At 24.2% G+C, this 22,348-nt stretch carries 19 protein-coding genes; 11 read left to right on the forward strand and 8 right to left on the reverse strand.

Features of this window, described 5'->3' with window-relative positions:
- Window positions 1–154 precede the first annotated feature (154 nt).
- The 6 genes from pheS to yajC are packed head-to-tail and all read left to right on the forward strand — an operon-like array spanning window position 155 to window position 6,500.
- Window positions 155–1,144, forward strand: a complete 990-nt coding sequence (pheS, locus tag RJT32_RS00655; protein WP_343154364.1) for a phenylalanine--tRNA ligase subunit alpha — start codon at window positions 155–157, stop codon at window positions 1,142–1,144.
- A 9-nt stretch (window positions 1,145–1,153) separates the two neighbouring features.
- Window positions 1,154–3,568, forward strand: coding sequence for a phenylalanine--tRNA ligase subunit beta (gene pheT, locus RJT32_RS00660; RefSeq protein ID WP_343154365.1), 2,415 nt, complete (start codon window positions 1,154–1,156; stop codon window positions 3,566–3,568).
- Between the two features lie 4 nt (window positions 3,569–3,572).
- Complete coding sequence (locus RJT32_RS00665) at window positions 3,573–3,875, forward strand: integration host factor subunit alpha (RefSeq protein WP_343154366.1); 303 nt, start codon at window positions 3,573–3,575, stop codon at window positions 3,873–3,875.
- 31 nt (window positions 3,876–3,906) lie between these two features.
- Entirely contained in the window at window positions 3,907–4,980 is a 1,074-nt protein-coding gene (queA, locus tag RJT32_RS00670; protein WP_343154367.1) for a tRNA preQ1(34) S-adenosylmethionine ribosyltransferase-isomerase QueA, read from the forward strand.
- A gap of 34 nt (window positions 4,981–5,014) precedes the next feature.
- On the forward strand, window positions 5,015–6,118 hold the full coding sequence (tgt, locus tag RJT32_RS00675) for a tRNA guanosine(34) transglycosylase Tgt (RefSeq protein ID WP_343154368.1): 1,104 nt from the start codon (window positions 5,015–5,017) through the stop codon (window positions 6,116–6,118).
- Window positions 6,119–6,158: 40 nt separating this feature from the next.
- Window positions 6,159–6,500, forward strand: a complete 342-nt coding sequence (yajC, locus tag RJT32_RS00680; protein WP_343154369.1) for a preprotein translocase subunit YajC — start codon at window positions 6,159–6,161, stop codon at window positions 6,498–6,500.
- A gap of 44 nt (window positions 6,501–6,544) precedes the next feature.
- Here yajC and glyS read toward each other — a convergent pair whose 3' ends face one another.
- The gene (gene glyS / locus RJT32_RS00685) at window positions 6,545–8,614 is read right to left on the reverse strand and encodes a glycine--tRNA ligase subunit beta (protein WP_343154370.1); all 2,070 of its coding nucleotides are present in this window, start codon (window positions 8,612–8,614) and stop codon (window positions 6,545–6,547) included.
- Window positions 8,615–8,628: 14 nt separating this feature from the next.
- Entirely contained in the window at window positions 8,629–9,525 is an 897-nt protein-coding gene (glyQ, locus tag RJT32_RS00690; protein ID WP_343154371.1) for a glycine--tRNA ligase subunit alpha, read from the reverse strand.
- A 622-nt stretch (window positions 9,526–10,147) separates the two neighbouring features.
- Here glyQ and nfo point away from each other — a divergent pair.
- Both nfo and rplY read left to right on the forward strand, forming a co-directional pair.
- Entirely contained in the window at window positions 10,148–10,987 is an 840-nt protein-coding gene (nfo, locus tag RJT32_RS00695; RefSeq protein WP_343154372.1) for a deoxyribonuclease IV, read from the forward strand.
- Window positions 10,988–11,018: 31 nt separating this feature from the next.
- Window positions 11,019–11,303, forward strand: a complete 285-nt coding sequence (gene rplY, locus RJT32_RS00700; protein ID WP_343154373.1) for a 50S ribosomal protein L25 — start codon at window positions 11,019–11,021, stop codon at window positions 11,301–11,303.
- Between the two features lie 57 nt (window positions 11,304–11,360).
- On the opposite strand, the gene RJT32_RS00705 is transcribed toward rplY, so the two are convergent.
- Complete coding sequence (locus RJT32_RS00705) at window positions 11,361–12,119, reverse strand: DedA family protein (RefSeq protein WP_343154374.1); 759 nt, start codon at window positions 12,117–12,119, stop codon at window positions 11,361–11,363.
- A 225-nt stretch (window positions 12,120–12,344) separates the two neighbouring features.
- On the opposite strand from RJT32_RS00705, the gene RJT32_RS00710 reads away from it, so the two are divergent.
- Genes RJT32_RS00710 through RJT32_RS00720 form a run of 3 tightly spaced genes read left to right on the forward strand, consistent with a single transcriptional unit; the run spans window position 12,345 to window position 15,358 of the window.
- Window positions 12,345–13,646, forward strand: a complete 1,302-nt coding sequence (locus RJT32_RS00710; protein WP_343154519.1) for a peptidylprolyl isomerase — start codon at window positions 12,345–12,347, stop codon at window positions 13,644–13,646.
- A 56-nt stretch (window positions 13,647–13,702) separates the two neighbouring features.
- Entirely contained in the window at window positions 13,703–14,515 is an 813-nt protein-coding gene (gene rsmA, locus RJT32_RS00715) for a 16S rRNA (adenine(1518)-N(6)/adenine(1519)-N(6))-dimethyltransferase RsmA (RefSeq protein ID WP_343154375.1), read from the forward strand.
- Window positions 14,516–14,545: 30 nt separating this feature from the next.
- On the forward strand, window positions 14,546–15,358 hold the full coding sequence (locus RJT32_RS00720; RefSeq protein ID WP_343154376.1) for a symmetrical bis(5'-nucleosyl)-tetraphosphatase: 813 nt from the start codon (window positions 14,546–14,548) through the stop codon (window positions 15,356–15,358).
- A gap of 18 nt (window positions 15,359–15,376) precedes the next feature.
- Here the strand turns inward: RJT32_RS00720 and folA are convergent, their stop codons facing one another.
- The 5 genes from folA to ispH form a co-directional block, all read right to left on the reverse strand.
- Entirely contained in the window at window positions 15,377–15,874 is a 498-nt protein-coding gene (folA, locus tag RJT32_RS00725; RefSeq protein ID WP_343154377.1) for a type 3 dihydrofolate reductase, read from the reverse strand.
- Between the two features lie 80 nt (window positions 15,875–15,954).
- Window positions 15,955–19,179 carry a carbamoyl-phosphate synthase large subunit gene (gene carB / locus RJT32_RS00730; RefSeq protein ID WP_343154378.1) on the reverse strand — a complete coding sequence of 1,075 codons (3,225 nt, stop codon included), beginning with the start codon at window positions 19,177–19,179 and terminating at the stop codon, window positions 15,955–15,957.
- Window positions 19,180–19,192: 13 nt separating this feature from the next.
- Window positions 19,193–20,332, reverse strand: coding sequence for a glutamine-hydrolyzing carbamoyl-phosphate synthase small subunit (gene carA / locus RJT32_RS00735; RefSeq protein WP_428994348.1), 1,140 nt, complete (start codon window positions 20,330–20,332; stop codon window positions 19,193–19,195).
- 193 nt (window positions 20,333–20,525) lie between these two features.
- On the reverse strand, window positions 20,526–21,344 hold the full coding sequence (dapB, locus tag RJT32_RS00740; RefSeq protein WP_343154380.1) for a 4-hydroxy-tetrahydrodipicolinate reductase: 819 nt from the start codon (window positions 21,342–21,344) through the stop codon (window positions 20,526–20,528).
- Between the two features lie 7 nt (window positions 21,345–21,351).
- Window positions 21,352–22,296 carry a 4-hydroxy-3-methylbut-2-enyl diphosphate reductase gene (gene ispH, locus RJT32_RS00745; RefSeq protein WP_343154381.1) on the reverse strand — a complete coding sequence of 315 codons (945 nt, stop codon included), beginning with the start codon at window positions 22,294–22,296 and terminating at the stop codon, window positions 21,352–21,354.
- Window positions 22,297–22,348 lie beyond the last annotated feature (52 nt).

Raw genomic sequence — 22,348 nt, forward strand, 5'->3', positions numbered from 1 at the left:
TTTTAATTATAAATAATTTTTATAAAATATATATAATCAGTATATTAATATTCTTATAGATAATATTTTTTAATAAAACAAGCTTCCTTTATGGAAGCTTTTTGATATCTTAATAGTAGTATATAAACTTATATAAAAATAAAAAGAGTTAATAATGTTAATATTAGAAAAATTATGGAATATTATTAAAAATGAAATCAACAATTCTAATAATATAGAAATATTAGATTCAATTAAAATTAAATATTTAGGAAAAAATGGAATTTTTAATCATTATATAAAAAACTTAAAAAGTTTTTCTTTTGAAGAAAAAAAAAAATACAATATTATTATCAATATTATTAAAAAAAAAACAATATCTAAAATTAATGTAAAAAAAATTGAAATAAATAAAAATATTTTAACACAGCGTATTGATAAAGAAAAAATTGATATATCTTTACCTGGTCGTCAAATTCAAAAAGGTTCTATTCATCCTATACATCATAGTATTAATTGTATACAAAATTTTTTTTACAAATTAGGTTTTCAATCACTTAATGGATTAGAAATAGAGGATGAATATCATAATTTTGATGCGTTAAATATACCTAAAAATCATCCTGCACGTGATACTCATGATACTTTTTGGTTAGATAAAAATCGATTATTAAGAACTCAAACATCTACTATGCAAATTCGAATTATGAAATCAAAAAAACCTCCAATGAGATTTATTTTTCCAGGAAAAGTATATCGTAATGATTATGATGCTACACATACGCCTATGTTTCATCAAGTAGAAGGTTTAATAGTTGAAAAAAATATTAATTTTTCACATTTAAAATGGATTATATATAATTTTATATATCATTTTTTTAATAAAAAAGTTCTACTTAGATTTCGACCATCTTATTTTCCTTTTACCACACCTTCAGCTGAAGTTGATATGATGACTGATTCTACAAAATGGTTAGAAATTTTAGGTTGTGGGATGGTTCATCCATTAGTTTTAAAAAATGTTAATATCGATTCTAAGATTTATTCTGCTTGTGCATTTGGATTAGGAGTAGAACGAATTACTATGTTACGTTATGGTATTTCTGATCTTCGATCTTTTTTTGAAAATGATGTAAGGTTTATAAAACAATTTAAATATATTTAGTGAGGTAAAATGAAATTTAGTGAAAAATGGATTCGAGAATGGGTTAATCCCGAAGTAAGTAGTATTGTTTTAAGTGATCAAATTGTTAACTCTGGTATAGAAATTGAGTCTATTGAACAAGTAGTTCCTGTATTTAATGGTGTAGTAGTAGGGAAAATAATTTCTTGTACGACACATCCTGTCTTAAAAAATTTAAAAATAGTGCAAGTAGATGTAGGAAAAAAAAAGTTATTAAACATTGTATGTAAAGCTTTAAATTGTCGAAACCAAATAAAAGTAGCAGTAGCTACTGTTGGTAGTATATTACCTAATAATATCAAAATTAATGTAAAAAAAATTTATAACGAAACATCTGAAGGAATGCTATGTTCTTTTTTTGAGCTAGGTTTGTTTAGTTCAAATAGTAATGAAATTATTGAGGTTCCAGAAAATATTCCAATAGGAACAAATATTAATGATTATTTATTATTAGAAGATAATATTATAAAAACAAATGTCACCCCTAATCGACCAGATGGATTAAGTATCATAGGTATAGCTCGGAACATTTCAGTTGTAAATAATATGGATATAACTTTATTAAAAGAAAAAGTTAATTCTATTACTATTAATAAAAAATTTCCAATCTATAGTAATTTAGAAAAAAAAGATATTAATTTTTTTGGAAGAGTAATTGAGAATATTAATATTAATGTTCCAACTCCATTTTGGATGAAAAAAAAGTTATTTATGTCTGAAATGTTATCAGAAAATATAATCACAAATATTATAAATTATATTTTAATTGAAATTGGGCAGCCTTTAAATATATTAAATTCTGATTTAATAGATACTTTTATTCAGATTAACAAAACTCATACTAAATTAGTTTTAAATACACAAAAAGATATAAAAATTATTTTAGATGAAAACATATTAGGATTTTTTGATAAATCAAAAATATTATTTCTTCCTGGAAATATAAATTCTTATATTTTAGAAACAGATCATAATACTAAAAATATATTTTTAACATCATATTCAGTAGATCGAGAATTTATTTTAAATATTTCGAAAATTGTCGGTTTTAATAGAATACTCAATTACCATAGTTATGGTATTGATTTTTCTCTTCAAAAGTATGCTTTAGAGTATGCAACGAAATTAATTCTTCAAATATGTGGCGGAAATGCCGGTTTGATTACTTGTTACACAGATAATGATTATCTTAAAAATACAAATAAAATTAAATTATACTATAAAAATATTAATAAAATAGTTGGTTTTTTTATTGATTCTGAGATTTTTTTAAATATTTTATTACGTCTTGAATATAAAATAGAATCGAAAAAAGGTTATTGGAATGTTATCCCGCCTTCTTGGAGATTTGATATATTAATAGAAGAGGATGTAATAGGTGATATACTTCGAATATATAACTATAATAAAATTCCCTTAATTCCATTAAAAGAAAATTTCAATCGTGACGTTGATAAAAATACAAATGATCTAAAAAAAAATGATATATCTAATAAATTATCAAACTTACTTGTACATAGAGGTTATTATGAAATAATTACTTATCCATTTATTGACCCAGTATTACAAGAAAATATTTTATCAAAAAATGGAAAAGAATTATTTATTTCTAATCCTATTTCTAAAGATTTTTCTTGTATGCGAATATCGTTATGGCCTGGTCTTATTCAAACTCTTTTATATAATATTAATCGGAAACAAGATAGTTTACGTTTTTTCGAGCAAGGTTTATGTTTTTTGATGGATGATAAGAAAAATCTTGGAGTAGATCAAAAAATGTTATTAGGAGGCGTGATTAGTGGTTTTCATAATAAAGAAAATTGGTTTTCTAAAAGAAGAAAAGTAGATTTTTATGATATAAAAGGTGATATAGAATCCATATTAGAATTAATATGTGATATAACTCATGATGTAAAAATAAAAAATAAAAAAGTACGTGGATTACATCCCAATCAAAGTGCAAAAATTTTTTTAAATGATAATTTTGTTGGTAACTTTGGTAAAGTCCATCCAATTTTAGAAGAAAAATTTGATTTAAATAGTAATACGTTTTTATTTGAATTATTAATTGATAAAATTTTTGATTTAACAGTTTATAGGGATTATAAAATAAAAGAATATTCTAAATTTCCTAGTAGTCGTCGAGATATTTCTATATTAATATCAGAGAGTACTTCGTACGAAGATATTATTAAAGTATGTAAAAATTGTTTAATAGATAAAAAAGTAGATATTAATTTATTTGATCTTTATTCATGTGAAAAATTTTTCAATAAAAAAAGTTTAGGAATAAGTTTTACTTTTCAAGATGATAAAAAAACTTTAAAAGAAAATGAAATTAATCTTATGCTCGATCATTGCATAAAAACGTTAACAAATAAATTTCAAATTATTTTAAGGAAATAAATTTATGGTATTAACAAAAGCTGAAATTTCAGAAAATTTATTTGAAAAATTAAAATTAACTAAACGTGATTCAAAAGCATTTGTAGAATTTTTTTTTGAAGAAATAAGAAAATCTTTAGAACAGGGAGAGAATGTTAAATTATCTGGATTTGGAAATTTTCAATTAAAAAATAAAAAAGAACGTCCAGGTAGAAACCCAAAAACAGGTAAAAAAGTAATTATTTCGAAAAGACGAGTAGTTACTTTTAAAGCTGGTCAAAAATTAAAAAATCGTGTTGAACATTGTTTTGTAAAATCAAAATATTAATATTTAATTTAATTTTTTAAAGAAATAAAATATGAATCTTAGTAATTTTTCTTTTGAAATACCGAAGTCATTAATAGCTTTTTATCCTTCTTGGGTTCGAAGTCAATCTCGATTGATGATAATTAATGGTTATACGGGAAAAATCACTCATAAATTTTTTTTTAATATTGTTAACGAAATTGATTCTGGTGATTTGTTAATTTTAAATAATACGGAAGTTATTCCAGCTCGTTTATTCGGTTTAAAAGAAAGCGGTGGAAAAGTTGAAATTTTGCTTGAAAAAATATTGAATAATAACAATATACTTGCATATCTTAAATCATCAAATCCAGTCAAGATTAATTCTAAACTTTTTTTTGGAAAAGATAATGAAATCAAAGGATCTGTTATTAATTATAGCAATCCATTTTATGAAATTAAATTTGATAATAATCAAATTGCATCTCTTCATATTTTTAATAAAATTGGACATATACCATTACCACCTTATATTAAAAGAAATAACATTCAATTAGATGATAATTTATATCAAACTGTATATAAAAAAAATATAGGTTCTATTGCGGCACCTACTGCTGGTTTACATTTTGATTTTCCGTTATTAACATCTTTGTTAAATAAAGGCGTGAATATAGATTTTATAACATTACATATAGGTAGTGGTACATTTCAACCAGTTAGAAATACAGAAATAGAAAAACATATTATGCATTCTGAATGGGTCAGTGTTTCTTCAGAATTAATTAGTAAAATTAAAAAATGCAAAAAAAACAAAAAACGTATAATAGCCGTTGGCACTACTACTTTGAGAGCGTTGGAAAGTGCTTATAATTCAAATTCATGGAGCAATACTAAGAATTATTCAAAATATACTAATATTTTTATCTATCCTGGTTATAAACATAAAGTAGTTGATGCGTTAATTACTAACTTTCATTTTCCTGAGTCTACATTAATTATGTTAGTTTCTTCTTTTTTAGGTTATCAGAATACTATAAATGCTTACTATGAAGCGATTAAGAAAAAATATCGTTTTTTTAGTTATGGAGATTCCATGTATATTACATATAATAAGCTAGCTCCTTATGAAAAAATAAACAATTAATAAATTAAATTCTATTTATCTTCTGGAAGAAATAATGAAATTTCAAGTTATTAGTCAAGAAAAAAAAGCAAGGTGTGGAGCTTTTCATTTTGGTAAAAAATACATAGAAACTCCTGTTTTTATGCCAGTTGGAACATATGGAACAGTCAAAAGTCTTAGCCCTGAAGATATTAAAAGTACTGGAAGTGAAATAATTTTAGCCAATGCTTTACATTTATATTTAAGACCAGGACAAGATATAATTAAATTACATGGTAATTTACATAATTTTATGAATTGGAATGGTCCGATCTTAACAGATTCTGGTGGATTTCAAATGTTTAGTCTTTCAAAATTTTGTAAAACTAATGAAGAAGGGGTAATGTTTAAAAATCATATTAATGGAAAAAGTTTTTTTTTAACACCCGAGCTTTCAATGAAAATTCAATTAGATTTAGGATCGAATATTATTATGGTATTTGATGAATGTATTTCGTATACCAAAGATTGGGAGAAAACGAAAAATGCTATGGAAAAATCATTAAATTGGTCTAAAAAATGTCGTTTATATTTTGATTCAAATCAAAAAAATAATCATCTTTTATTTGGAATCATTCATGGCGGGATATATCCAAGCTTAAGAGATATATCTTTAAATGCATTAGTTAAAATGAATTTTGATGGATATGCTGTAGGTGGATTAGCAGTGGGAGAGCCTAAATCTGAAATGTATAAAATATTAGATCATATTGTTCCAAAAATACCAATAAATAAACCAAGATATTTAATGGGAGTAGGAAAACCAGAAGATTTGATAGAAGGTGTATATCGTGGAATAGATATGTTTGATTGTGTTTTACCTACAAGAAATGCAAGAAATGGACATTTATTTGTAACTAATGGTATAATAAAAATTAGAAATAAAAAATACAAAAAAGATTTATCTGTATTAGATGAAACATGTATTTGTTACACTTGTAAAAACTATAGTCGATCATATTTACATCATTTAGACGCTTGCAATGAAATTTTAGGTGCTCGTTTAAATACAATACATAATTTACATTATTATCAGACGTTAATGTCTAATATAAGACAGTCCATTAAAGAAAAAAGGTTTGATAATTTTATACTAAATTTTTATAATCAAAAAAAATAAGTTTATATTTATTAACATATAATTTAGAGGATGTTATAAAATGAGTATTTTGATTGAACATGCCAATGCTTCTACAAACCAACCAATAGAAGGAAGTTCTTATTCTTTAATTATTATGCTGGTAATTTTTTTAATAATTTTTTATTTTATGCTTTTTCGTCCTCAACAAAAAAAAGAAAAAGAACGAAAAAACCTAATGAAATTAATTTCTGTAGGTGATGAAGTAATGACAACTAGTGGTTTCTTAGGACGTGTAAAACATATCACAGAAAATGGATATATTTTATTAGAACTAAATGATAAAAATGAAATCTTTATAAAAAAAGATTTTATAGTTTCATTACTTCCTAAAAATACTTTAGAATCTTTAAAAAATAAATAATAAAAATTTTTAATTAATTTTGAATTATGTTTACTTAAATTTTTTTAGTATAAATAAGAAAAATTTGCTACTTTAAAAAAATTTTCTTTTACTTTTTTTAATAAAATTAATCTATTATTTTTAATTTCAGGATCAAAATGATCTATTTGAACTTGATTAAAAAAGTTATTTATAGGATATTCAAAATTTTTTAATCTTAATAAAATTAATTTATATTTCTTTTCTATAAATAATTTTTTTGTATCATTATTAAAATTTTTTATTTCTTTAAATAATTTTTTTTCTTCTTCAGTTTTTATAAGATTAATATTAATTTGATTAATATTTATATGTTTTTTATGTATTTCTAATATTTTATCTATTCTTTTTATTGTTAAAAAAATTGATTTTGATTGTTCTTGTTTTTGAAAATATGATATTGCTTTAACTCTTTTGTCTATATCTAGAATATCTTTGAATTGAAGAGAAAATATAGATTGAACTACTTTAGTATCATATCCTTGTTTTTCATAAAAAAATAATAATCTGAATTTAAAGAATTCTATAATTTTATTAGATATTGATGTAGTATCTAATTCATGTTTATTATAAATTTTAATACTATTAAAAATTAACAATTTTAAATCTAAAGATATTTTATTATTAATAATAATATGTATTATTCCTATTGCAGCTCTTCTTAAACCAAATGGATCTTTATTTGATAAAGGTATTTGATTACTTAAAAACATACCGCATAAAGTATCTATTTTATCTGAAATTGATAATATAGACCCATTAATAGTAGATGGCAGTTTATCTCCGGAAAAGGATGGTAGATATTGTTCTTTAATAGATATAGAAACTTCATATTTTTCTTTGTTTTGATTAGCATAATACATTCCTATTATACCTTGTAGTTCTGGAAATTCACACACCATATCTGTAAGCAAATCACATTTTGATAACATTGCTGATTTTTTTAAATCAACTTTATTATTGTTATCCGATAATAAATTTACAAGTGCTGCTAACCGAAGAGTTTTATCATACAATGTGCCTAAATTATTGTGAAATGAGACTTTTTTTAATAATGGAAGATAATCTAACAATTTTGTTTTATTATCTTTTTTTAAGAAAAAAATTACATCAGTTAGTCTGGCTTTCATGATGTTTTCAGTATCTAATATAATTCGATTATTATTGTCTGGACGAATATTAGTTACAAAAATAAAATATGGTAAAAGTTTTTTTTTGTGATATATCGGAAAACATTTTTGTTTTTTTTCTATAATATAAATAAGAATTTCATCTGGTATAGAGTCAATATATTTGTCTTCAAAAGTAGCTAATAAACATTGAGGTGATTCTACCATGGAATTGATTTCTTCTAAAAGATTGAAGTTTATTATGACTTGTCCATTTACCTTTTGAGCAACTTTGTGTATTTCTGCTTTAATTTTTTCTTTACGCTGTATATAATCAGCAATAATAAAACTACGTTGAAATAAAATAAATGGATATTCTTTAGGATGACTTAGATGTATTTTTTGTTCTTTATAAGATATATGATTATGAAGTATATTTGTAGAATTAATATGAAAAATTTTATTATTAATTATTTTTTTGTCTAGCATCATGAAAATATTTCGAATAGGACGAAAAAATTTAGTGTTGTTTACTTCCCACCGCATTAAATTTTTTTTAATATTAATTTTTTTTAATGATGTTTCTACTATTTTAGGAAGTAATTTTTCGATATTTTTTTGTTTTTGTTCTATATAGTATACTATCCATTCACCTTTTTCATTTGTTAATTTGCTTGCTTTATTTATTTCAATACCAATGTTTTTAGCCCAAGAATATGCGATTTTTGTTGGAGTTCCATCTGGATTGAAAGAATTTTTAAAAGAAGGTCCTTTTTTTAAAATTTTTTTTATTTGTTCAGAGGTATCAATATCTATAACTTTTAGCGCTAATCTTCGAGAAGTAGAAAAATGATCAATTTTCTTATATTTAATGTTGTATAAATTCAGTTCAGAAATAAAGTTCTCATAAAACAAAACAATTAATTGATATAATATTTTTGAAGGTAGTTCTTCTGTTCCTATTTCAACTAAAAATATTTTTTTCATTATTTTCTCTTTTATTAATATGATTTATATTTTAATTTTAAATGTGAGTTTAAATATTCTTTTGCAGTTTTTTTAGTTAAGCTTCTAATTTTTAAAATATAATTTTGACGTTCGCTGGAAGATATTGCTTTTCTAGAATCTAATAAATTAAATATATGGTTTGCTTGTAATATTTTTTCATAAGCTACTAATAATAATGGTGGTTTTAAGTTGATTAAATTATTTGCTTCAAACATATAATTTTCAAAATACTGAAATAATAAATCAATATTTGCATATTCAAAATTATACTTTGATTGCTCTATTTCATTTTCCTTAAAAATATCACCATAGGTGATAGTTTGAAATTTATTTGAACTCCAAATTAAGTTATACACATTTGATTGATTTTGCATATGCATTGCAATTCTTTCTAAACCATATGTAATTTCTATAGTAATAGGATTACATTCTATTCCACCCATTTGTTGAAAGTAAGTAAATTGAGTAATTTCCATTCCGTTCAACCAAACTTCCCATCCAATACCCCATGCGCCTAAAGTAGGATTTTCCCAATTATCTTCGACAAATCGTATATCATTATTTTTTTCATCTATTTTAAGTAAATTTAATGATTCTAGATACATATTTTGAATATTTTTTACTGGAGGTTTAAGAATTACTTGAAATTGATAGTAATTTTGTAAACGATTTGGATTTTTTGCATATCTTCCATCGGTTGGTCGTCTACAACATTGCACATAAGCTGCTTTAATAGGGTTTGAACCAAGCGCTCTTAAAAATGTTATATTATGAAAAGTACCTGCTCCCATAGGTAAATCTAATGGTTGAAAAATAATACATTCCTGTTCTGTCCAATATTTTTGTAAAATTTGAATTAAGTTATAAAAAGTATTGTAATGATTTTTCATATTATTCCTTGAAAAAAATAATTTTTTTATCTTTTGTTGTATTGTAGAAAACGATATAGAATTTAATTTATTCGTTTTTAAGAAGAAATTTAAATACGATTCAAATTAATACAAAAGTTAAATGGATATAAAATATTTTATTACTGCATAAAGTTGGAAATCTTTTTCAAAAATACAACAGTATACAAATGCATTAATCATTAATGGACCAATAAAAAATTATTCATATTTTAAATTTAAATTTTAAAATTATAGTTTTATGACAATTCTAATCATATATCAAAATAAATAATAATGAAATTTTTATAGATGGAAGTTATAAAAATTTTTAAGAAATTCAATTTATAGAAAATAGCATAATTACATGATATAATAATTGTGTATAATTTAATATTAATTAACTTATATTAGATATTTTTTGACTATTATTTATGAAGATTGTTATTTTATCTTTAATAAATTCATTAAAAATTAATAATATTTGTTACAGTTTTTAAAAAAAATTAAAAAATATATTCAATTTATTTAATTGATTAAAGTATTTTTTATCAGTATGATATGGTTTTTAATTTTAAATATTTCAATCAATTTTTAATTTTTTTAAAATTTAATGGATATTATAATGAGATATATTGGCGCGCATGTGAGTTCTTCAGGTGGTTTAGATCAAGCCGTTTTTCGAGCATCTCAATTAGATGCTACAGCTTTTTCATTTTTTACTAAAAATCAGCTACAATGGTATGCGCCTTCTCAAAGTAAATTAAATATAGATAATTTTAAGAAAGCTTGCGTTAAATATAATTTTTCTTTGGAAAAAATTTTGCCTCATAGCAGTTATTTAATTAATTTAGGTCATCCTATTAATGATGCATTAAAAAAATCTAGAATAGCATTTATTGATGAAATAAATCGTTGTGATGAACTAGGTTTACATTTTTTGAATTTTCATCCAGGAAGCCATTTAAATCAAATTTCAGAAATAAACTGTTTATCAAAAATTTCTGAATCAATTAATATAGCTTTGGAAAAAACTAAAAATGTAATCGCTGTAATAGAAAATACTGCAGGACAAGGTACTAATGTTGGATATTGTTTTGAGCATTTATACGAAATTATCAATAAAATAGATAACAAATCTAGAGTTGGAGTTTGCCTTGATACTTGTCATTTATTTACAGCAGGATATGATTTAAGAACGAAAGAAAATTGTAAAAATACATTTGATAAATTTTTTGATTTAATCGAATTTAAATATTTAAAAGGATTTCATTTGAATGATTCTAAAAGAGAATTTAATAGTCGTATTGATCGACATGAAAGTTTAGGTTTAGGCCAAATGGGAACATTAGTTTTTGAATGGATTGTTAAAAATCAATCTTTTTCTCATATACCTATGATACTAGAAACTAGTAATTCTAAAATATGGAAAAAAGAAATTTCCTGGTTAAGATCAATTCAATAATCATTTTATTATTAAAAGAGAAACGTATATTATGTTAATTATTAACGCAAAAATAAGAGAAAAAAGAGGAAAAAGTTTTAGTAGAAAATTGCGTATTGAAAATAAATTTCCTGCTATTCTGTATGGTTTAAATAAAAAACCTATTTCTCTAATATTAGATCATAATTCTGTATTTAATTTACAAAAAAAAATAGATTTTTATAAAAACACATTGCTACTTTTCATTGAAAATAAAGAGTATAAAGTTAAAGTACAATCTGTTCAAAGACATGCATTTAAACTAAAGTTACTACATATCGACTTTTTATATATGTAGTTAAAATTTAATTAGCAATAAATTTATTAAAAACTTTTAAAAAAATTGTTTATTTTTTTAAAATAATATAGTTGACAAAACTTTTTTAAAAATCATCATTGTAGGATGAAATTGTATTAATATGAGACCAATAATTCCAGATAATAAAAATATTAATGCTATAAATCCTATATTTTTTTGAAAAATATTCATGTTATTTTTATTTATATTTTTTGTTTTCCACCATTTTGATGTTAGCCATATCCCAATCCAAATAAAAATGGCAATAAATAACAAAAACCATTTAAAATAATTATTACTAGAATCTGTAGGTATATTAATGGTGATACCTGCAATAATTCCTGGGAAAAAATATATTGGAGGCCATAATATACATCCTATCAAACTAGGTAAAATAAATTTTTTTAATGGTAATTTTAACATCCCAGAAACCATAGGTACTAGTGGTCTTGTAGGTCCGATAAAACGACCAATTAATATTGTTAACATGCTATGTTTATTTAATAAGACCTTTGTTTTTTCTAGTATTTTATTGTGTTTTTTTAGAAAGGAAAGATTATGTAACCAATTTTTAAAATATAGCCCAATATAATATGACAACCAATCTCCTAGTAAACATCCAATGATACCTGATATCCAAGAAGGATAAAAAGATAATTTTCCGTTACCTATAAATGTACCTAATGTTGCCATGAATACTATCCCAGGAAGTAATAGTCCAATTAAAGCAAGAGATTCTAAAAAAGAAACTATACCTACTATGAATAGTGAATATATTAAAGAATGTGTTATTAAAGATGTTAACCAATATTCCATAAATATCCATTTTTAATTTAATTTGTTTGAACGAATTTTTAATAAATTTTAAAATATTTTGATGAATTCTTAATTTATACTTTTTTTATAAAAATCTCAAGAAAATATTTTAAAAACCGTGATTAAATTAAAAAATTTTATAAATTTAAAAAAATAAAATTTTGTATTAGAATACCATTCTAATCTAAAAATCGTTATAATGAAGAATTTAAAAATCAAAGAAGAATAAAAATGAAAGTATTTTTTATTTTAATGTTGTATGTATTTTTAAGTTATTTTTCTAGTTGTTTTGGCAAAATCATTGAAGTTGATAAGATTGTTGCTGTTGTAAATAATCAGGTTATATTAGCTAGCGATTTGAATCAAGTTCTTTTTTATTTAAAACAAGAAAAAAATTCTGTGACTGTTCCTTTAAAGAGAAATTTTTTAAAAAATAAAATATTAGAAAAATTAATTATCGATACTTTAATTATAGAAGAAGCAAATAAGTTTAATATTACAGTTTCTGATGATCAAGTTGATATGATACTTAAAAATATTGCATTTAAACAAAATATGACTTTAGATCAATTTAAAAAAAATATTATATTAAATAATACTAATAATTTTTTTAGTTATGAAGACTATATACAAAATATTAAAAAATCATTAAAAATTAAAATGTTTCAAGATTATGTTTTAAATAATAATGTGCATATTTCTGAAAAAGAAATATACTTTTTATTAAACCAGAAAATACAAAAACAAAATGAATTAAAAAAATTTGATTTGAAGTTCATTCTTTTGCCTTTCTCAGAAAAAGAAAATAATCAAACTATTAGAAATAAAAAAATGTTAATTGACAATACTTTAAAGTTAATTAAAATTAATGCTAATTTTGATTATTTTTATGAGCATTTTAAAATAAATAAAAATATTTTTTTAACAAAAAATATATCATCAATCTCCTTAAAAAATTTAAAAAAAATATTTTCTAATAAATTAGATTATGCCAAAAAAAATCAAATTTTAGGACCTATTTTAGGAAAAAAAGGTTTTTATATCATAAAAGTAACTGATATTAAAGATAACAGTATAAAAAAAGTAATAACTGAATTTCATATTGAACATTGTTTTATACAACCTTCAATTATGTTAACTGATTTACAAGCAAAAAAAGATATTTTTGAAATATATAATGATATAAAGCAACGACGCTATAGTTTTGAATATGCTGTTGAAAATTTTTCTCATGATGTTTATTCCTCTCATAAAAAAGGTGATTTAGGTTGGATTTCAAATAAAGCGTTTGATGGCGCTTTTAAAAATATTTTAATAAATTTAAATCCAAATGAAATTAGCAAACCAGTGAAATCAAAATTTGGATGGCATATAATTAAATTATTAAAAAAACGTAAAATGTATGAAAAATGGAAAATAGAAAAAGAAAAAATTTATCAAATTTTATTGAAAAATAAATTAGAAAAAGAAAAAATTAATTGGATTGAAAAACTTAAAAAATCATCTTATATAAATATATATGAATAGATTTTTAAAAATATTAAATCATTAATAAAATATAAATAAAATTAACTAAAATTTAAATGAAAAAACATATTCCTCTGAAAAAATTTAGTCAAAATTTTCTTATAGATTCTAATATAATCAAAAAAATAGTGCAATCTATTAAACCAGATTCAAGTCAAGTACTAGTTGAAATTGGACCTGGATTAGCTGCATTAACTAATCCTGTTTGCAATTTAGTAGATGAATTAAATATTATCGAAATTGATAAAAATTTATTAGAAAAGTTAAAAAAGCATTCATTTTATTCAAAATTAGTAGTATTTTGTCAAGATGCTTTAACATTTAATTATTTAACGTTATTTAATAAAAAAAATAAATTAATTCGAATTTTTGGCAATTTACCTTATAATATTTCTACGTCTTTGATATTGTATTTATTTCAGAAAATTAATATTATTCAAGATATGAATTTTATGTTACAAAAAGAAGTTGCTGAACGTTTAGTTGCTCTTCCAGGTACTAAATTGTATGGTCGTTTAAGTATTATTTCTCAATATTATTGTAATATAAAAATATTATTGCATAATATTTCTCCAAAATGTTTTAGACCAGTTCCAAAAGTAGATTCAACATTTCTTCGATTAACACCTTATACTGATAATTCTCCTTATTTTACTCATAATGTACAAGTTCTTAGTTATATTACAAATTTAGCTTTTCAAAAAAGAAGAAAAACATTGCGTAACAGTTTAGGAAAAATATTTTCTGAGCAATCTTTAACAAAATTAAATATTAATCCAAGGTTAAGACCAGAAAATGTTTCTATATTACAATATTGTCAACTATCTAATTATATAGTGGAAAATTATCAAAAATATACTTTATATTAAATATATATTTTATACTTTAAGTGGAAAAAGATGAGCATTTATTTTATTAGTGATATTCACGGTTGTTACAAAGAATTCAAATTACTTTTAAAAAAAACAAACTTTAATTTTAAAACGGATTATTTATGGATTGCAGGAGATTTAGTTTCTAGAGGTGCCAATTCATTAAAAGTAATAAGATATTTATATTCTATCAAAGATCGAATAAAGATAGTACTAGGGAACCATGATTTAAGTTTGATTGCAGTTTATTGTGGCGCCCAAGTAAATAAAAAAGAGAATTATTTTGATGATTTTTTAGCTGCTAAAGATTGTCACCAATTAATTAATTGGTTACGTTCTCAATCTCTTTTTCAAATTGATGAACAACAAAGAATTATTATGGTGCATGCAGGAATTAGTTCTAAATGGAATCTTAAAACAATAAAACAATGTTCTTTAGAAATTCAAAAAGCTTTATTAAGTCATCATTACTCTTCATTTTTAAAATCTGTTTTGAATAATAAATTAAATTATTGGGATTCTAATTTTAATAAAATCGATCGATTGAGATATAGTATTAATATTTTCACAAAAATAAGATATTGTTATCCTGACGGTAGGTTAAATCTTACATGTAAAAAATCTCCAAGCGCTGTTAAATACCCATTACTACCATGGTTTACTTTAGAAAATAAATTGATAAATAAATATTCTGTTATTTTTGGACACTGGTCTTCTTTAAAAGAAGCAAACGTACCTTCTAAATTTTTTCCATTAGATAAAGGTTGTTGTTGGGGCGGTGAGTTATGTATGTTGCGTTGGGAAGATAAAAAATATTTTTATCAATCTTATATGGGATAAAAAACATATATAATTTATTTATCTTGTTAATACCTCAAAACAAAACTCGTATGAGTGTTGTTTGTCTTTTAATATTTTTTTTTTAAATGTTGTTTTCCAATGTTTAAATAATTTATATTGTGGAAAATAAGAATCTCCAGTAATATTGCAATTTACATGTGTTAAATATAACTTATTAGCATAAAACAACATTTGTGTATATATTTCTCCTCCTCCAATTACCATGATTTCGTTATTTTGGTCGTATTTTGAATGTATTGAAGATATAATAGCATCATTAATTGATTTTGCCCATATTATATTTTTTTGAATAATTTTTTTTCGACTAATAACTATATTAGTTCGAAAAGGTAAAGCATGGGTAATGGACTCTAAAGTTAAACGTCCCATAATAATAGTTTTGTGGATTGTATTTTTTTTAAACCATTTCAAATCTTTTGGAAGATTCCATGGAATTGTATTTTTTTTTCCGATAACAAGATTGTTAGAAATAGCTGCAATTAGACTAATTTTCATAAAAATTATTTAAGAATTATAAATATGTTTTACAACATATTTATAAAATGAATGTATTTATAAAAAATAAATTTTTAATATTATAAATTTATTTTTGTATGTATTTCTTGTAATGAAATAATATTTTTTGTTGGGTTTTCATTTAATGCCATAACTGTAGCAAATGCACCGTTAATAGTTGTGTCATAGTGAACTTTATATTGTAAGGCACTTCTAAAAATAAGTTTAGCATCTTGTATACTTTGGTGGCAAGATGTAGTATTTATAATATATGCATATTCTCCATTTTTCAAGCGATCTTGTATATGAGGTCTTCCCTCATGTACTTTATTAACTAATCTAGAAATAATTCCAGATTCTTTTAAAGTTGTAGATGTACCTTGAGTAGCATCGATTTGAAAGCCAAATTTTTGTAATTTTATAGCTAGATTTACAATTCTTTTTTTATCATTATTTCTCACAGAAATTAATACACGACCTGATTTTTTCATATTTATTTGAGCACCTAGCATAGCTTTGGAAAAAGCTTCAGAAAAATTTTTTCCAATTCCCATTACTTCCCCTGTGGATCGCATTTCAGGCCCTAGTATAGGATCTGCACCTTGAAATTTATCAAAAGGTAGAACTGCTTCTTTGACTGAAAAAAAAGACGGAATAATTTCTTTCGTAAAACCTTGTTCATCTAATTTTTTACCATACATAACACGCACAGAAATTTTTGCAAGAGCTAATCCTATTGCTTTTGATACAAATGGAACTGTGCGAGATGCTCTTGGATTTACCTCAATAATATATATTATATTGTTTTTAATTGCGAATTGTACATTCATTAATCCTCTTACAGACAATGCTAATGCTAATTGTATTACTTGTTTTCTAATTTTATCTTGGATGTTGTTAGTTAAGGTATATGCTGGAAGGGAGCATGCTGAATCTCCAGAATGAACCCCAGCTTGTTCAATATGCTCCATTATACCTCCAATTAAAACTGTTTTTCCATCACAGATTGCATCTACATCTACTTCTATTGCATAATTTAAATATTGGTCTAATAAGATTGGAGTAGTATTATTCTTTTTAAGCACAGTTTTAAAATAACTATCCAACTCAGATGGTTCATAAACAATTTCCATTGCTCTACCACCTAAAACATAAGATGGTCTAACCATAATAGGATAACCTATGTTGAGTGCTTGTTGATGAGCTTCTTTTAAATTTATAACAGTAGCATTTAAAGGTTGTTTTAAATTTAATTTTGTTACAATTTTTTGAAAACGATTACGATCTTCTGCTTTATCAATAGAGTCTGGTTGTGTACCAAGAATCGGTATATTTTCTTTTTCAAATTCTCTTGCTAATTTTAATGGAGTTTGTCCTCCATATTGAATAATTACTCCTTTAGGCTTTTCAATTCGAACTATTTCTAAAACGTTTTCTAATGTAATTGGTTCAAAGTAAAGTCGATCAGAGATATCATAATCTGTAGATACTGTTTCAGGATTACAATTTATCATAATCGCTTCAAATCCATCCTCTCTTAATGCTTGTGCGGCATGTACACAGCAGTAATCAAATTCTATTCCTTGTCCTATTCTGTTAGGACCACCTCCTATTATAATGATTTTTTTATTATTTTTTGTTGGATTAGATTCACATTCATCTTCCCAAGTAGAATACATATATGCTGTTTCAGTTGAAAATTCAGCTGAACATGTATCAATTCTTTTATAAACGGGATGTAGATTTAACTTTTCTCGTAGGCTTCGTATATCATTTTCTGTTTTTTGAGTTAATATTGCTATACGTAAATCTGAAAAACCTTTTCTTTTAATAAAATATAAAAATTTATAATTTAACCCAATAAATCCATTTTTTTTAATTTTTTCTTCTAAAAAAATTATTTCTTGAATTTGCACGAGAAACCAAGGGTCAATGGATGTTAATTCAAATACTTCGTCTATAGACATACCTAATCTGAATGCATCACCAATATACCAAATTCGATCTGCCCCAGCTTCTTTTAATTCATGTCTAATTTTAACAAAAGATTGAGGATCTGAAATAGATATTTTGGAATCAAAACCACATACTCCAATTTCTAATCCACGAATTGCCTTTTGTATAGATTCTTGAAATGTTCTTCCTATCGCCATGACTTCTCCAACAGATTTCATTTGAGTAGTCAGTCTATCATTACACCCTAGAAATTTTTCGAAATTAAATCTTGGAATCTTGGTAACTATATAATCAATTGATGGTTCAAAAGATGCTGTTGTATTTGTTCCTGTAATGTCATTAGCAAGTTCGTCTAATGTATATCCTACTGCTAATTTAGCAGCTATTTTTGCAATCGGAAATCCTGTAGCTTTAGAGGCTAAAGCAGAAGATCGAGATACTCTGGGATTCATTTCAATAACTATCATTCGACCATTGTTCGGATTAATTGCAAATTGTACATTAGACCCTCCGGTTTCTACTCCAATTTCTTCTAGAATTAACATAGATGCGTTTCGCATTATCTGGTATTCTTTATCGGTTAAAGTTTGTGCTGGAGCAACAGTGATTGAATCTCCTGTATGAATACCCATAGGGTCTAAATTTTCAATGGAACATACAATAATACAATTATTATTTTTATCTCGTACAACTTCCATTTCATACTCTTTCCAACCGATTAATGATTCATCAATTAGTAGTTCAGTAGTAGGAGATAATTTTAATCCTATTTCACAAATTTCTTCAAATTCTTCTTGATTATAAGCAATTCCACCACCATTTCCTCCCATAGTAAAGGAAGGTCGGATGATACATGGAAAACCTACATTTTCTAATACTGATAATGCTTCTTTTATAGTATGTGCAATGCCACATTTTGCAGTATTTAAATTAAGTTTTTTCATTGATAATTCAAATAATTTTCTATCTTCTGCTTTCTTAATTGCATCAATGGTAGCGCCTATAATTTTAACATTAAATTTATTTAGTATTCCTCGTTGGTGGAGTTCGAGTGCGCAATTAAGTGCAGTTTGACCACCCATTGTTGGTAACAATGCATCTGGTCGTTCTTTTATTATAATTTTTTTTACTATTTTCCAGTGGATTGGTTCAATATACGTAGCATCTGCCATACATGGATCGGTCATGATAGTAGCAGGATTTGAATTAACAAGAATGATTTTATAACCTTCTTCGTGCAGTGCTTTGCATGCTTGTGCACCTGAATAATCAAATTCACATGCTTGCCCTATAACGATAGGACCTGATCCAAGAATTAAAATAGATTTTATATCAGTAGATTTAGGCATTTTTTTTTCCTAATTAGTTACTGAATTTTGCTTGATTAAGTAATTTGATAAAATGATTAAATAAATGAGAAGCATCATGTGGGCCAGGACTGGCTTCTGGATGTCCTTGAAAGCTAAAAGCTAATTTATCTTTTAAATGCAATCCTTGAACTGTTCCATCGAAAAGAGAGGTATGTGTGATAGAAATGTTGTTTGGCATATATTTTTCATCAACAGTAAAACTATGATTTTGTGATGTAATAATGACGCGATTTGTTTTTAATTCTTTAACTGGATGATTTCCCCCATGATGTCCAAATTTCATTTTGATAATATTTGCCCCGCTAGCTAATGCAAGAAGCTGATGCCCTAAACATATACCGAAGATTGGAATATTAATTTTCAAAAAATCTTGAATAGATTTAATAGCATAATGACATGGTCTTGGGTCTCCTGGACCATTGGATAAAAAAATTCCATCAGGATTTAAATTCAATACTGTTTTTGAGTTTGTTGTCGCTGGAACTACCGTTAAATAACATCCTCGATCTACTAACATTCTTAAAATATTTCGTTTAACACCAAAATCATATACGACAATATGAAATAAAAATTTTTTTTTAAAGTGTGTTTTTTTTTTATTAACAATGCAACTCTTTTGGTTCCAATTATAAATAATTTTAGTAGTTACTTCTTTAGCCAAGTCTAATCCTTGCAAGCTTAAACAATTTCTTGATTTTTTTTGTGCTATAGCATAGTTTTCTTTTTTATCTTCTATAATACATCCATTTTGAGAGCCTTGTGTTCGCAAAATGCGTGTTAATTTTCTTGTATCAATATCGGATATTGCAACAATATTATTTTCTTTTAAATAAGAAGCAAAGTTTTTTTCACTTCGATAATTACTAGATATTGGGGATATATCTCGAATAATTAAACCTCTTATATGAATTTGAGGTGATTCTGCATCATATTGATTTATACCAACATTTCCAACATGAGGATGTGTCAATGTTACAATTTGATGCGAGTAAGAAGGATCAGTGATTATTTCTTGGTATCCAGTGATTGATGTATTAAAAACAACTTCTCCTACAGTTGCTCCTTGAGCTCCAATAGAACGTCCATGAAATCTAGTGCCATCTTCTAAAACTAATACTGCTGATTGGCCCAAAGCATCCTCCAAAAAATTTTTAATATTGATTAAATTTTAAATAATAAGTTAAATATTTTTAATTTTATTTTAACTAAAATTAATATTTTTGTCTATTATCGTAATAAATATTTTATGTGTCTTTAATGTTAAAAAAAATAATCTTTCTAAAAATATAAAGTTTATATTTTTCGATTTTTCTTCAGTAAAAATATTAAACTATATGGTTTAAAAAATCTTTCATATTAAATAAGCCTTGATTTTTTGTAATAATCCAAAGAGCTGATTGAATCGCGCCTTTAGCAAAAGATTCTCTATTAAAGGCTGTATGAGTGATATTAATTTCTTCTTCGGAATTTGTAAAAATAACTGAATGTTTTCCAATAATATTTCCTGATCGTATACTAGAAAATCCAATTTTTTTAGCTTCTCTAATTGTATTTAATCCTTGTTTATAAAACAACGAATTTTCATTTAAATTCCATTTCATTACTTTTGATATATTTTCCCCAATAGTTATTGCTGTTCCTGATGGAATATCATTTTTTTTTCTATGATGAAACTCAATAATATCAATATCAGTATTATTTCCTAAAATTTGAGTAGTTTTTTTTACTAATTGATAAAGCAAATTTATTCCTATGCTGAAATTTGATGCTATTAATATAGCAATATTTTTTGAATATGATTTAATTGTTTCAATTTCTGAATTTAAGAAGCCAGTTGTACCAATAATCATATTTTTTTGAAATTTATTACAATATTTCAAATATTTTAATGTTGATTGAGGATTTGTAAAATCAATTAAAACATCAAAATTGTCTTTTGTAATACTTAGATCATCTTTAATACGAATTCCTATTCTTCCTATTCCAATTTCTTCACCAATATCATTATTAATTGATGGATGATTTTTTTTAACTATAGCTAAAGATAAACAAGTATGTTTGTTTTTTTGTATTTCTTGAACTAACATTTTTCCCATTCGACCTAAAGGTCCAGTTATAGCAATACGAGTTATTTTTTTATTCATAAGTTTTTTAATATGATGGAAGTTTTAAATGTTTAGGTATATTAAAATTTATTTTTTCTTCAATTCCTAAAATTTCTTTTGGGGGATTAGCACCCATTTTTTGCAAATATTTAGTTACTTGATGTACTAAAAATTCTGGTGCGGATGCGCCTGCTGTAATACCAATATATTTTTTATTTTTTATCCATTCTGTTTTGATATCCATAAATGATTCAATTTGTTTAGTAAATATTCCGATTTCTTTGCCTAATTCAGCAAGGCGATTAGAATTGGAAGAATTTCTAGATCCAATGACAAATAGTATATCAGTTATTTTAGATAATTTAATAATTGCATTTTGTCGATTAGTTGTTGCATAACATATATCTTCTTTTTTAGGCCCAGAAATGTACGGAAACTTTTTTTTCAAAGCCTCAATAATAGATTTCGTATGTTTGACAGATAACGTTGTTTGAGTAAAAAAACTTAGTTTTTTGTTGTTTTTTTTAATTTGTAATTGATTTATATCTTTTATTGATTCAATAAGGTGTATTTTCCCATTTGTATTGTCATATTGACCTATTGTACCAATTACCTCAGGATGTCCTTTATGTCCTATCAGAATAGTTTCTATATTTTTTTTGCTTGCTTGTAAAACTTCTTTATGTACTTTTGAAACTAATGGGCAAGTTGCATTTAAAATAATTAGTTGTTTTTTGATTGCTTGTTCTTTAGTTTTCTTTGAGACTCCATGAGCAGAAAAAACTACTATTGAGTTATTTGGAATATCTAAAATTTTTTCAACAAAAACGACTCCTTTGTTACGTAATTGATTTATAACGTATTGATTGTGTACTAATTCATGTTTAACGTAAATAGTTTTTTTGTAAATTTTAAGAGCATTTTCAACTATTAAAATAGCTCTTTTAACACCTGCACAAAAACCTCTTGGATTAGCTAATAAAATATCCACTTACTAAATTCTCCAAAATAATATTTTATATACTTAATATATTTTATTATTA

Source organism: Buchnera aphidicola (Aphis aurantii), assembly GCF_039388985.1.
Classification (GTDB): Bacteria; Pseudomonadota; Gammaproteobacteria; order Enterobacterales; family Enterobacteriaceae; genus Buchnera; species Buchnera aphidicola_BL.